We start from the raw sequence: 13,644 nt of genomic DNA on the forward strand, positions 1-13,644 counted from the left end.
TCATGCGGCTTTGGCCATCTGCTGCTTGAACCGGTGGACGGTCGCAACGCCCACCTTGAGCTTGCGGGCTGTGGCATTGATGCTCATGCCCTTGTTCAGGGAACGCCTGATTTTCTCAGCCTTCTCAGGATCGAGTGGAGGCCGTCCGGATTTCTTCTCGGAACGTGCTAGCCCGGCCATGATCCTGCTGCGGATCATCTCGCGTTCGAAGTCCGCAAATACGCTGAGCATGCCGAACATGGCGCGTCCGCTGGGTGTTGAGGTGTCGAGCGCCTGCTGGTGGAGATAGAGGTCCACGCCCTTGGCGTTGATCTCAGTGAGGAAGGTGACAAGGTTCTGAAGAGAGCGTCCGAGACGATCCACGGCCCAGCACGCCACCATGTCGATCTCCCGGCGCGCGATGGCCTTCATCAACGCATCGTAGCCCGGACGCTGATCGCGACCTTTTGCGCCGGAGATACCCTGATCCTCATATTCCGCGACGATCTCCCAGCCATTGCGTTCAGCGACGGCGAGGAGTTCACGGCGCTGGTTTTCGGTGGTCTGGCTGTCCTGATAGACGCGGGTGTAGAGGGCGATGCGTTTGGTCATTCCGCTATGCTCTCACAGTTCCGGAATGCGTCAAGTAGTTCTTTTAGTTCGATAATTTCAGGGCGGCGGATGATCGGCTTGGTCGCGGGGGTCGCCCTTATCGGGATAGCAGTAAGCTGCTGAGAAGACATGGGCCATGCCTTCAGTCCCTGAGCGATTGGCCGCGAGGTAAAGGCGATGCAGGCATTGGCCGATCTCGCGGATCACACCACCTTCGAAGAAGGCGACCGCGCTGCCTCCCTTCGGGCAAGCGATCTCTAAAAATGCGGTTTTGTGCGGCCAGTGGTCTATTACGAGGGAGACGCCGCTGTTGAGATCGATGTTGAGGGTCAGTTCGGGTGCTTCGCCGGTCAGCAACGTCGCCAAGGTCAGGGCATTAGCTGGACTGATCCGGCGCATTGCGGACACGGACCCATCGTCTGCCTCGATGGTGAGGGCGATCTCGTCACCGATGAGTTCCAACTCAATGCGCTCCATCCGGCCTCCTCAGTGATCCGCACGTGAGATCGCACAGTTCCTGAAACAGTCAAGTAGTTCATTTAGTTTGGTAATTTCAGGATCGACAGTGAGATGAGATAATCGTTGGATTTGAATCGCAGTGGTGTTATTACCGCATTGCTCGCCTTAGAGCATCCGCCGCTTAGCGGTAACTCCTCATTTAAGGAGACTGATATGCTTAAGAACTACACGCCTGATCGTGTCTCGCTCGACCGTGATCCCAACCTCGCTGATCTCAAATTCGATGCGGGCTCCCACACCCCTGCGTTTGAGAGCGAAACTGGGCAACACATCTACCGTCTACTTACCTCACGCATTGGCGTAGCGATGCTGATCGGCGCGGTGTGCTCCGCCTCGTCCCGTCCGCCGGTGGTGGGTATCGAGCCGCTTCTCGCCTCTCAAATCGGGGAAGAGGCATTTGAGGACGAGATGAAGCGCCTGACCGGGCGCATCGTCCGGTATATTATCGAGCACATCGGTGGCCGCTATGAGACACGGGGCGTCAAGGTCACCAAGGCGCTGAACTCTCATTATTCTAGCGGTTCGACCTATTCATTCCCTGAGCGCGTTCGCCGCTCCGCTTGATAGCAGGCTGGGGCCTCAGCATTGGGACCCCAGCCCACAATATGATTTCGCGAGATTGGGGCGGGGCGATGAAGCAGGGTATCAAGATGGCCGAAGTGGCATTCTATATGACCCACTCAGGGATAGCCCAGTCCGCCCCGACGGTCGCACCCGCAAGCCACGATCTCATCTCCCGATCTTCCGTTGATTCCGCATTCCGTTTTCAACTGAATTGCGAACCGTTTCCAGAACTCGTCCCCACCCCGGTTTTGGAAAACGAGTTTCCGCCAGTTCGAGGTGGCAGAGTTCCGCCATGGTTTTGGAAAGGTGGTCGCCGACCATATCGCCAACTCCTTTCCAAGTCAGTGATGGCGTTGGCATGCAGGGGCATGCCGCCGTCGGCTTGATGTCGCGCGGGCTCCCGTTGGGCGGGAACCCTTCCGACTTCCACGCCGAAAATGGAAAAGTGAAGACATCTACCCGATTGGCGTAATGCGAGGGGAATGTTGGGGTGGCCTATTTCGGAAAAACCCCCGTAATAACAGAACTCCTATATATATAAGGAACTGGCTTTATGGGCGGGTTTTACGCTAAAACTCATGTATACATCAATTCGCATCACGCCAGATTTTAATATTGCTGAACAAAATAGGAGAGTTGTATAAATAATCTCGACGGGAGACTCTTGGAGTCATGCCCACGAGATCGCGGTTGGAACCACCCTCAACTCATCTCCCGTCATTCACTAACGGGTGTAGGGTAGAACATGAATGATTTTTTAGAATACGCGAAGTCCGTATTGGGTCCGAAAGAGGTCCGTCAATTCAAAAACGCAATCGAGCACCCCTTGGGGGAGTTTCACAAGCGAGTGATCGCTCCGCAGTTCTTCCAGCCCTCCCAGAACCTCTATCTGGGCGTCGCGCTGGACAAGTATGACAAAGGCAAGAATCATTACCTCGCCCAGACCATGCTCCAATTCCCGGATGCGTGGCACGCGCTGACCTACTTCACAAATCCGCTGTCGATCCCGCCAGCCCCGGCCATCGTGGACAATAAGGAAAAATGGGTCGCGCCAATGGAGCGCGTTATCTGGGGGCAGCATCAGGTCATGACCTACGAGTTCGACCAGACCGACCTCCCGTTTTTCAAACGGCAAATGGCATGGTGCCACAGCGGCGACGGAAAGCTTCTGAACTGCGATATGGGCAGCCTCTTCAAGGCGTGCTCGGCGTGGATCGACTTCGAGGGGATCACGGTTAACTACTCGGGAAATAAGGGCTTCCATATCCACATCGTGATCAGCACGGGCCACGCCAAGGCGATGGGGATTGAGCAGCACATTCGCGAGGGCCTCGAAAAGCACTGGCACCGCTTGCTCGATACGGTGATGGATACGCTCAAGCCGGGGGTAAAGCCCGACATGACGATGTGGCAGGCAGACAAGTATCGCCGTATCCCGAACGGCGTGCGCCCACTCGACGCGCCGAACCTTCTCGGCATCCCTGCTGGCGAGTATGTCCCGCAGGTCGCGATCTGGGAGAAGTTTCGGGATAGGAAGGCCAAAGGCGCTACCGCAATGTTCTTCGACCCCATGCAGTTCGTGCCACGGGCGATGGCGCGCGACAGTCACTCTGGCGGGTGCTTGACCTTTCTTCCCTCGGGAAAGGAACTGGATTTCTGCCGGGACAAGATGCGGGCGTTGTTCAACGACGAGAACTACCCCGCATTCCACGACTTCGTTGCACATGAGGACGGCATCCGCGCTCACTTCTCCAATCATGCGGGGGATCAGAATCCCGCCTCCTACATGGACACCGACTTCCGAACCGTGAATATCAACGGGTCGAATCCGCTCGGTCTCACGCCCTCTACGGCACCTCAGCTTCCAAAGCCGCTGGGCGAGATGATGGCGGATTGGGCTGATGAGTTTCAGGCGATCAACACTCGCCACCGCTCTCCGGTCGAGCAAGAGTTCGCGATGGCGGTAGTGGATGATGCTTCCGCGCGCCGGGAAATGGAACGATTGTTAATGAATGTGATCCGGGAAGAGCGCCTCGCGCTGATCTGCGCGCCCGAGGGGATCAGCAAGACCACCGGCCTCTTCGACAATCATGCTCGCATCGCGGACTGGTTGAGCGCGGAGCAAGCGGGCTCGGTGATGTATGCGTTCACCGCGTTCATCCGCGCGAGCGCGAAGGTCGCGACATCCTTTTCCTGACCGTAGATCGATAGGCCATCGGGCGCGGCATCGTTGGCCTTGAGGAGTAGCGAACCCTATCCGCAGGTGGGGTCGTAGATTGTGTGCTGGCGGGTGGTGGCGCTGTTGATTCCGACGGCCTTAGACATGATCCGCGACACTTCTGACGGGGTGTAGAATTGCCCCTTCGACTTGCCGCTCTCGGTGGCAAAGTGGCGCATCAGATATTCGTAGGCGTCACCAAGAATGTCGTCGCCCTCGGCTCGGTTTTTGCGGAAATCGAGTTCCGGGCGGCTGAAAATCTCCATCAGCTTGGACAGTCGATCCACCATGTCCTTGCCATCGCCCAGCTTCGTCGGGTCGTTGAACTTGGCATTGTCGATGACGCCGCCAAGGCCATTGGTTTCCGCCACCTTGGCGATGATCTTATCGATCTCCTCGCCAATGTCCTTGGTGCCCTTCAGCTTCACCATGTCGGAGAAGTGGCACCCCTCCGGCACCTCGATCTGGGCTTCGGGGTCGCTCAACGAGCGGTCGGACACATATTTGAGGAACAGCAGGGTGAGGATGTAATCTTTATATTGCGAGGCATCCATGCCTCCCCGCAGCGCGTCGCAACTCTTCCACAACGAACTGTAAATCTGCGACTTTTTGACAGCCACTCTTTTGCCCCCAGCCTTCGAAACGTAACGGCAGCGTCCTGTGCTGCGCCCGATCATGACGCTTAATCGGCATAGTTCTGCGAGGCAACGGCGAGTGCGCGGGGGCCGTTCATTCATTCAAAAGGCTGTCGTTATGGGATGCGCCGCCGCTCACTGCTGCTACATGGATGGCAGGTTGTTTCGCCGGGGCAATAAACAGGGGGTAGGCGATGTCAGGTGCGGATCAGGTGGTGCTGGAATTTGACGCGAAGGCACCACCGTTGATTTTTCGAGATTGGGACAAGCTACAAAAATGGTTTGAATCAGAACGCGCTCAGTGGACGTGGCTCGTTCGTGGAGATGGTATCACTGATGTGTCTGGCGTGTCCACGAATGTTCAGAATCAACTCGACGCTATCGCCAATACACTGGGAGTCCTGCAATCTCGGGGGAACGCGATCTCCTCGGCTGCTGAGGCACTGTCGAACTTTGCCCCCAAAGGTCCGCTGCATTGCTTTGAAAGTCCGGGAGGAAAGCTGATTTTGGATATCCGGGGTCGCGCCGGGGAGGCTGCGGCTGCGTTTGCTTACGCATTCAGCAAACAAATGGCCGATCTACGCGCGGCGAAATCCCCCGAGCAACTGTTGGGAGCGATATTGACGGCTCTCCCCGATATGGTCGAGCCCTCGGCCCTAACCACGCTCTTGAAACAGGAGCGAGAACGCTACCCTCTCCCTGCGCGGTGACTGCAAAACACCATGTATCGTCGAGCTTCCTCACGTCTGCCGTATGTAGCTGGCAAATCTCATTCAGCCTCATCCCCGCGAACAACCCGATCAGCGGTATCCAGAAGCGGGAGCGCTTCGGCCTTGCCTTGCCTATTGTGGCGAAGTCGCGTTCGTCATTGACGCAACCCCGATAAATTGGCGCGTCAAAAATGCGTTGGAGTTGCTGACTGGAAAACGGGCGACGCTTTTCCCTTGCTGCCATGCCATCGGCAATCTTCAGTCCTCGGGCTGGATTTCTCGTCAGCATCTCCTCCTTGACGGCCCAGTTAAAGAGCGTCGAGAGCTTGTTCATATATTCGTTCACATTGGCGACGCTCATGGGCGCGATCCCTTTGGCAGTCGCCATATCAGCGACATCACGGGGCAGCATCTCCGGCCAGCGCTTTCTGGCGTTGCGCGGCAAGCGCCGCAGAATGTCGAGTATCTCTCGACAAGTTTCCCGATTGACTGAGGCAGCAGGCGCATCAGCGCCGACGATCTCCATGATCGTCGCGTAGGTGGTCCGGTAGATCATTCCGCTCTTGGCCGTCCGCGCCGATGTGGGATCGCTCAGATATCGTTCGATGACTTCCGCAAGCGTAAGCGCGGCGGCGGCCGGAGGCACAATTACGGGCACGATGGGCGTGACGATCCGTTCGGGTCGAGGCTCGACCGTCGGCGGCACTGATCCACCTTCGATCACCGAGACCTGATCGAAATAGGATTCGATCTCGAAGGCGACTTTCCGGACCAATCGTTTCGCGACTGAAAGGGAAGCTGTTTTCAGGGATCGGTTGATGTGGGTCCGGCCGACACGGCCAATCAGATCAGAGGGGACCCGGACGCGATACTGATAAACCGCCCCTCGCCGCCATAACCCGCAATGCCATCTGTGCGACACCGGTGTGTCACAGTCTGAACGGCCATTATTTGAGCCATTTGAACATCTTAGATGCTTTTGAGCCACCCTCTTGTGCGACAGTCTTGTGTCACAGTCAGGGGCGGACGATCTGTTAGACCGTTGTTTTATGGTTGTTTTTAGGAGGCTGGTGCCGCTTACGTGACTCGAACACGTGACCCCATCATTACGAATGATGTGCTCTACCAACTGAGCTAAAGCGGCGCTCGGGGGGCCAGATAACAGCGGTTGATGCGCAGGACAAGCGGGCAATGCATCTCTCGCGCATCATCTTTGCGGAGGCCCGGCACTGCGCCGCCAATCGCATGATCGGTTCTTCACAGCATGTTTACCATCCCATGGCAGTGTCGATTCTCAGGAAAGCTTTTCTTCTGGGTTAAGGACCGGCCGGATGGACACTCTGCGGGGGCAGGAAATCTCCAACGAACAGGATGATTTCGATTATGCCGATAACGGGGCGATCGAAGCGCCGCCCAGCGTGGGCTCGGACGAGCGGCGCATGCAGGTGCGCGCCTATAATTATTGGGCGTCGCTGCTGGGCGACCGCGCGCTGCCTTCGATCGAGGATCTCTCCCCCGATCAGCTGGAGGATTTCGGCCCTAACAGCGTCCTGCTAGACTTCAGCATGGGCCTCGACAATCCGGCGGTCGTCTATCTCGGTACGGCGCTGCGCCGGGAGTGCGAAGTCACCGGCGCGATCCAATCCATCAGCGACGTGCCCTCCCGCTCGCTGCTGTCGCGCCTGACGGACCATTATCTTCAGATCATCGCCAACGCCGCGCCGATCGGCTTCGAAGCCGGCTTCGTCAATCAGCGCGGCGCGGAAATCCTGTATCGCGGTATCCTGATGCCCTTCTCCTCCGATGGCGAGACGATCGACTTCGTCTTCGGCGTCATCAGCTGGAAGGAATTGGTGAGCCAAGCCATTTCGGACGAACTTGGCCGCGAAGTCGATGCCGCCCTGCGCAGCAGCGCCCAGGCGCGCGACGTCACGCCGATCTGGGCGGATGGCCCGGCCGCAGGCGAAGAGGATACGCTCGATCTAGCCGGCATGGAAAGCCCCGCCGACGACGCGCCGCTTGCCGATTGGCTGGCACTCGCCCGCGACGGCGCGGAACAGGCCCGCACCAGCGAGGCCCGCACCCACGGCGCCCTCTATCGCGCGATCGGCCTCGCCTATGACTTTGCGCTGATGACCGAAGCCTCGCCCGATGATTATGCGGAAATGCTGGCGGACGCTGGGATCAAGGCGCAGGCGCGCAGCCCGCTGACCGCCGTGGTGAAGCTGGTCTTCGGCTCCACCTATGACAAGACGCGCATCACCGAATATGCGACCGCGTTGGAACATGCCAAAGCCGCCGGACTCGGCCTTGGCGCGCTTGGCGACTATCTCGGCCAATATCCGGGCGGCCTGAAGGCGCTGATCCGCGATGAGCGGGCCCAGCGCCGCGCCGCCCTGCCCGAACGCCCGGACCCGCGCCAGAGCGCCCGCGCCACGCTCAAGGCCGCCGCGCCTATCGATCCTGTCGCCATCCCTACCGATTGCGATGGCCTCGCCGTCGTCATCGCCCGCCGCGAAGCGGACGGCACCATCGCGATCGTCGGCGCCCTGCCCGATGGATCGGACCTCGGCCAGCGCGTCATCGTCGCCGCCGCGGGCTGATCCCCGCGGGATCGGCACGAACGGCCGCCCTGCCGCGCCAGAACGGGATCATCCTCCGGTCTTGCCTGTTACGCCTTGCGAACCGGCTCTCATGCTGCGCGCCCTCATTTTATTTCGAGTCCACGTAACTTTATTTCTACCTTCAGGTTGAGCCTCTCGGGGCGGTAGCGCATAAGAACCGGTATAGCCGAGGAGTCGCATGGCGGCGTTCCAGCGTCTTCTCCGTTCAAGCAGAAGCGGAAAAATTCCGCACCGGGAGAAGGTTACGCATGACGGCACTGGCTGAGCCCAAGACCAAGCAAGTTGATGCATCGATCCGCCAGGCGCTGGAGGCGGCGCTGGAACGAGGCGCGCTGCCCGGCGAGCGCGATGATTTCGATCATGACGCGGCATCTGCCGCAGCGGCTTTTCTCGGCCGCACCGCCAGCGCTCGCAAACCCGGCCAGCTCGCCATCGCGCTCGAAACCCTGGGAGAAGGCGCCACCGGCCGCTATATGCGGGTCGCGATCGTCAATGACGACATGCCTTTCCTGGTCGACTCGATCGCCAACGCATTGGCGGCGGAGGACATCACCATCCACCGCCTGCTGCATCCTGTCCTGTCGGTCGAACGCGACGAAGATGGCAGGCTCGCCGCCATCCTCGATGATGAAGCGCCCGGCGCGCGCCGCGAATCCATGATCTATATCGAGGCGGATCGCGCCGATGCGAAGGGCCGCCGCGCCCTTGAAAAGGCGTTGCGCCAAACGCTCGCCGACGTCCGCGTCGCCGTCGCCGACTGGCCGAAGATGCGTGAAGCGATGGGCCGCGACGCGGACGCCGTTCCCGATGGCGAAGGGGCCGCCCTCCTCCGCTGGTTCCTCGCCCGTCACTTCACGCAGACCGGCCATGAACGCCGCCGCCGCGACGGTACGGCGGAAGATCGGCTCGGCATCTGCACGCTGGAGGAGGCTCCCCTGCTGGCCCCAGCCTCGCTCGAAGCCGCCTTCACCTGGTTCGAAGAAGGCAAGCGCAACCCGCTCATCATCAAATCGAACCAGCTCTCCCGCGTCCACCGCGCCGTGCTGCTGGACCTCATCATCGTCCCGGTGCGGGAGGGGAAGGACATCACCGGCCTGTCGATCCACGCAGGCATGTGGACGAGCGCCGCGCTCGCCGCCAGCCCCGACAAGGTGCCCCTGCTGCGATCCGCTCTTTCCGCGCTGATGGACAAGTTCGGCTTCGACCCTGCGGGCCATGCTGGCAAGGTCCTCGCCCATGCGCTGACCGCCCTCCCCCACGACATATTGATCGGCTTCGACCATGAAACGCTGGAGCGGCTCGCCCTCACCTTCATGTCGCTCACCGATCGGCCGCGCCCGAAACTGGCGCTCGGCACCAGCGCGCTCGCCCGCCACCTCTACGCCTTCGCCTGGCTCCCGCGCGAGGAGCTGACCACCGCCCGCCGCGTCGCCGTGCAGGACATGCTGTCCCAGGCGGCCAACGCGCCCGTGCTCAGCTGGTCGATCGCGCTTGAGGAAAGCGGCCTGGCGCTGCTCCGTATCACGCTCGACCTGCGCGACGGCGGCGTGGTGCCTGACGAAGTCCCGCTCGACCGCCAGCTCAAGCAGATGGTGCGCGGCTGGCTTCCCGCCGTTGAGGAAGCGCTCGCCGAAACCGAGGACCCCGGCCGCGCCGCGGCCCTTGCCCAGCGTTATGCGCCCGGTTTTCCCATGGCCTATCGCAATGGTGCAGGTCCGGCTGAAGCAGCCATCGACATTCGCCTGCTGCACGGCCTCGCAGGCCCCGGCGACAAGTCGATCCGCATCTATCGCAATGGCGAGGATACGCCCGAGCGGCTGCGGCTGAAGCTTTACAGCCATGACGTGATCGCCCTGTCCGAAGTCGTCCCCGCCTTCGAAAATTTCGGCTTCCGCGTCATCGACGAGATGACCACGGCGATCGATGGCGGCGCGCAAGGCCATGTCCAGCGCTTCGTCCTCGAACTGCCGGCAGGCGGCGATGGCGAAGCGGTGGTCGCGCGGGCGTCGGTCGTCACTGAAGCGATCGCCCAGGTTCTGGAAGGCCGGGCGGAAAATGACCGCTTCAACGAACTGATCGTGACGGCGGGTCTTGCCCCCCGCGCCGTGGTCCTCTTCCGCGCCCTCTTCCGCTATCTGCGTCAGACCGGCATGGCCTATGGCATGGCGACCTTCGCCGAAACGCTGCGGCGGGAGCAGGCGATCGCCCGTCAGCTCATCACCCTGTTCGAAGCCCTGCACGATCCCGCTGTGAAGGATGGCGCGGCCCGCGCCGAACAGGCTCAGGCCGCCATCAATGCGGGCCTCGAAAAGGTCAGCGCAATCGATGAAGACCGCGTGCTGCGCCTGCTGCGCGCCGTCATCATCGCGACGCTGCGCACCAATTTCTTCAGCAACGCCGCCGCCGAGGCACTCGCCTTCAAGCTCGACAGCGCGCAAATCCCCGGCCTCCCAGCGCCGCTGCCTTGGCGCGAGATCTGGGTCTATTCGCCTCGGGTCGAGGGTATCCACCTGCGCGCGGGGCCGATCGCGCGCGGCGGCATCCGCTGGTCCGACCGGCGCGACGACTTCCGGACCGAAATTCTTGGCCTCATGAAGGCGCAGCGGGTCAAGAACGCCGTCATCGTCCCCACCGGGGCCAAGGGCGGCTTCTATCCCAAGCAACTGATCAGCCCGCAGATCGATCGGGACGCCTGGATGGCCGAAGGCACGGAAAGCTACCGCATCTTCATCCGCGCCCTGCTGTCGGTCACCGACAATCTTGTCGGCGGAAAGGTGAAGCACCCGCCGCAGACCGTCATCCATGACGGCGATGATCCCTATTTCGTCGTCGCGGCGGACAAAGGCACGGCCTCCTTCAGCGATGTCGCCAACGCCATCGCGCTCGATCAGGGGTTCTGGCTGGGCGACGCTTTCGCCAGCGGCGGCTCCCATGGCTATGACCATAAGGCGATGGGCATCACCGCGCGCGGGGCATGGATCAGCGTCCGTCGTCACTTCGCCGAAATGGGCATCGACGTACAAAGCGAGCCTGTCTCCGTCGTCGGCTGCGGCGACATGTCAGGTGACGTGTTCGGCAACGGCATGCTGCTGTCGAAATCGATCCGGCTGCTCGCCGCCTTCGATCACCGGCACATCTTCCTCGATCCCGATCCCGACCCGGCGAAGAGTTGGGAAGAACGCAATCGCCTGTTCCAACTGCCCCGGTCGAGTTGGGACGATTATGACAAATCCCTCATCTCCAAGGGTGGCGGCGTCTATCCCCGCACCATGAAGAGCATTCCGCTCACCCCGCAGGTTCAGGAGATTCTGGGCGTGACGGACAGTGAAATGGAGCCGGCCGCTCTTATCGGCGCGATCCTGAAAAGCCCCAGCGATCTGCTCTGGTTCGGCGGCATCGGCACTTATGTGAAGGCCGCTGCCCAAAGCCATGGCGATGTCGGCGACCCCGCCAACGACCGGCTGCGCGTCAATGCGGAGGATCTGCGCGTGAAGGTGGTGGGCGAAGGCGCGAACCTCGGCGTCACGCAAGCTGCGCGCATCGCCTTCTCGCTGCGCGGCGGCCGCATCAACACCGATTTCATCGACAATTCTGCGGGCGTCGACTGCTCCGATAATGAGGTGAATATCAAGATCGCGCTCAACAAGGAAATGGCCGAAGGGCGGCTGACCTTCGAAGCGCGCAACAAGCTGCTCGAAAGCATGACCGACGCTGTCGCCGACATCGTGCTGGAGGATAATCGCCTCCAGGTGCTTGGCCTTTCCATCGCCGAAACAGGCGGCGCTGCGGACCTCGCCAGCTATGTCCGCCTCATCGAAACTTTCGAGGAAAGCGGCAGGCTCGATCGTCAGGTTGAAGGGCTCTCGGCCAACGACCAACTGCTTCGCCGCGGACAGGACGGCCTTGGGCTTACCCGGCCTGAACTGGCGGTGCTGCTCTCGACCGCCAAGCTCGCGCTGCAAGACGCGATCGAACATGGCGGGCTCGCTTCCGATCCCAGCATGGGGGCGGAACTCGCCGCTGCATTTCCACCTGCGATGCAGAAGAAGGAGGCCGACGCCATTGCCGCCCACGCTTTGGCCAAGGAAATCATCGCGACCAAGGTCGCCAATCGCATCGTCAACCGCCTCGGCCTCATCCATCCCTTCGAACTGACGGAGGAGGAAGGCTGCTCGCTCGCCGATCTCGCCAACGCGTTCCTGATCGCCGAGCGCCTCTATGACATCGGTACGCTCTGGGGCGCGATCGATGCTGCAGACATGTCCGAAGCCGCGCGGCTGGCGCTGTTCGCCGACATCGCCAGCGGGGTCAGGGCGCAAATCGCCGACATCCTGCGCAGCCTGCCCGCTGGCACGCTGCCCGGCGCAGGTCATGCGATGCTGGCGGAGGGTGTCGAAAAGCTCGCGGTCGAGGTTGATAATCTCCTCACCAGCGAAGCCTTGCGCCGCACCAATGCCGTGATCGATCGCCTCCTCATCCTGGGCGCGCCCGAAGATCTCGTCCGCCGCACCGCTGGCCTGTTCAAGCTGGACGGGGCGGTCGGCATCGCTGCGTTGGCGGGGCGGCTGAAGGTCGATGAAGTGGCCTTGACGCGCGCTTTCACCCATCTCGGCGAAGCGGTCGGCATCGATTGGGTCCAATCCACCGCCGCGCGGATGGCTCCTTCGGACCCTTGGGAAAGGCTGCTCATTTCCGGCGTTGCCCGCGACATGCAGCAGGTCCGGCTCGATTTCCTCGAACAGGGGGGCAAGGGCCACGGCAAGGACATACTCGCGAATGTGGACGCCTGGCTCGCCGAAAAGCAGCCCCGCATTTCCCAATTCCGCGCCTTGGTCCAACGCGCCAAGACCGCCGCAGCGCCCAACGTCGCCATGCTCGCAGAGATCGCAGGCCAGGCAAGAGGCCTCCTGGCGAAATAACTTCCAGCCACCCGTCATCCCAGCGCAAGCTGGGATCTCGGCCCAAGGCGAATAGCACGCCCCCTGGTGCTCCTGCGAAGGCAGGAGCCCATCCTCTCCCCCACCACCGCGCCGCCGCCTTCGAGCGACCTCCTAAACATACATTTTGATACAATTTTCCCCTTCGCCCAAGTTTGCAATTGCGAGTCGTTCGCGTTATGCGAACGCCATGCACGCCCCCGTCCGCGCTCAGCCGAAGAAAAAGAAGAAAGCCTTCTGGCTGAAGCAGTTGCACAGCTGGCACTGGATCAGTTCCGCGATCAGCCTCATCGGTCTGCTGCTGTTCGCCTTCACCGGCATCACCCTCAACCACGCCGCCGATGTCGAAGCTTCGCCCCAAACGGTCGAAAAAGCCGCTACCCTGCCTGCCCCGCTGCTGAAGCAGGTCGCGCCCGACAATGCTCCCGACAGCAAAAAGCCTCTTCCCGCCCCTATCGCCTCTTGGGTGGAAAAGGAAATCGGCTCCAGCGCCGCGGGCGATGCGGAATGGTCGTCCGACGAAATCTACCTCGCTCTGCCCCGCCCCGGCGGCGACGGCTGGGTGTCGATCGATCGGCAGAGCGGCCGGGTCACCAGCGAAAGCACCAGCCGCGGCTGGATCAGCTATTTGAACGACCTCCACAAGGGCCGCAATACCGGCGCCGCCTGGAAATGGTTCATCGACATCTTCGCGGCAGCTTGTTTCGTCTTCGCAACGACAGGCCTGCTCCTTCTCCAGCTCCACGCGGCCAAACGTCCCAGCACCTGGCCTCTGGTCGGGGCCGGCCTCATCATCCCAACTGTTTTAATTCTTCTTTTCATTCATTAATTCAGGGGACCAGCAGC

General features: G+C 61.2%; 9 protein-coding genes, 1 tRNA gene and 1 pseudogene. 5 read left to right on the forward strand and 6 right to left on the reverse strand.

All coding sequences use genetic code 11. From position 1 onward, the window contains the following. Together ACZ5Y5_RS09760 and ACZ5Y5_RS09765 are read right to left on the reverse strand one after the other, a co-directional pair. A complete protein-coding gene (locus ACZ5Y5_RS09760; protein WP_464808449.1) occupies positions 1 to 591 on the reverse strand; it encodes a recombinase family protein in 591 nt (196 codons plus the stop codon). Positions 592 to 648: 57 nt separating this feature from the next. Next, a complete protein-coding gene (locus ACZ5Y5_RS09765; RefSeq protein WP_464808450.1) occupies positions 649 to 1,068 on the reverse strand; it encodes a hypothetical protein in 420 nt (139 codons plus the stop codon). A 195-nt stretch (positions 1,069 to 1,263) separates the two neighbouring features. On the opposite strand from ACZ5Y5_RS09765, the gene ACZ5Y5_RS09770 reads away from it, so the two are divergent. Together ACZ5Y5_RS09770 and ACZ5Y5_RS09775 are read left to right on the forward strand one after the other, a co-directional pair. Then, complete coding sequence (locus tag ACZ5Y5_RS09770; RefSeq protein WP_464808451.1) at positions 1,264 to 1,674, forward strand: hypothetical protein; 411 nt, start codon at positions 1,264 to 1,266, stop codon at positions 1,672 to 1,674. Positions 1,675 to 2,419: 745 nt separating this feature from the next. Continuing rightward, complete coding sequence (locus tag ACZ5Y5_RS09775; RefSeq protein WP_464808452.1) at positions 2,420 to 3,871, forward strand: hypothetical protein; 1,452 nt, start codon at positions 2,420 to 2,422, stop codon at positions 3,869 to 3,871. Positions 3,872 to 3,927: 56 nt separating this feature from the next. Here the strand turns inward: ACZ5Y5_RS09775 and ACZ5Y5_RS09780 are convergent, their stop codons facing one another. From ACZ5Y5_RS09780 to ACZ5Y5_RS09795, 4 genes and pseudogenes are all read right to left on the reverse strand, one after another. After that, a complete protein-coding gene (locus ACZ5Y5_RS09780) occupies positions 3,928 to 4,512 on the reverse strand; it encodes a type I restriction-modification system subunit M N-terminal domain-containing protein (protein WP_464808453.1) in 585 nt (194 codons plus the stop codon). Positions 4,513 to 5,085: 573 nt separating this feature from the next. Then, positions 5,086 to 5,943 (reverse strand): hypothetical protein, encoded by an 858-nt coding sequence (locus tag ACZ5Y5_RS09785; protein ID WP_464810556.1) that lies wholly within the window; start codon positions 5,941 to 5,943, stop codon positions 5,086 to 5,088. Between the two features lie 36 nt (positions 5,944 to 5,979). Further along, positions 5,980 to 6,225: pseudogene (locus ACZ5Y5_RS09790) on the reverse strand (DUF6538 domain-containing protein); the annotation flags it as partial. Positions 6,226 to 6,305: 80 nt separating this feature from the next. Then, positions 6,306 to 6,381, reverse strand: a tRNA-Thr gene (locus tag ACZ5Y5_RS09795). A 187-nt stretch (positions 6,382 to 6,568) separates the two neighbouring features. On the opposite strand from ACZ5Y5_RS09795, the gene ACZ5Y5_RS09800 reads away from it, so the two are divergent. The 3 genes from ACZ5Y5_RS09800 to ACZ5Y5_RS09810 all read left to right on the forward strand — a co-directional run bounded on the left by ACZ5Y5_RS09800 (position 6,569) and on the right by ACZ5Y5_RS09810 (position 13,627). Next, positions 6,569 to 7,840 (forward strand): PAS domain-containing protein, encoded by a 1,272-nt coding sequence (locus ACZ5Y5_RS09800; protein WP_464808454.1) that lies wholly within the window; start codon positions 6,569 to 6,571, stop codon positions 7,838 to 7,840. Positions 7,841 to 8,109: 269 nt separating this feature from the next. Beyond that, positions 8,110 to 12,780 carry an NAD-glutamate dehydrogenase gene (locus ACZ5Y5_RS09805; RefSeq protein ID WP_464808455.1) on the forward strand — a complete coding sequence of 1,557 codons (4,671 nt, stop codon included), beginning with the start codon at positions 8,110 to 8,112 and terminating at the stop codon, positions 12,778 to 12,780. A 208-nt stretch (positions 12,781 to 12,988) separates the two neighbouring features. Further along, positions 12,989 to 13,627, forward strand: coding sequence for a PepSY-associated TM helix domain-containing protein (locus ACZ5Y5_RS09810; protein WP_464808456.1), 639 nt, complete (start codon positions 12,989 to 12,991; stop codon positions 13,625 to 13,627). Positions 13,628 to 13,644 lie beyond the last annotated feature (17 nt).

It is taken from the genome of Sphingobium sp. TomTYG65 (genome assembly GCF_055395525.1).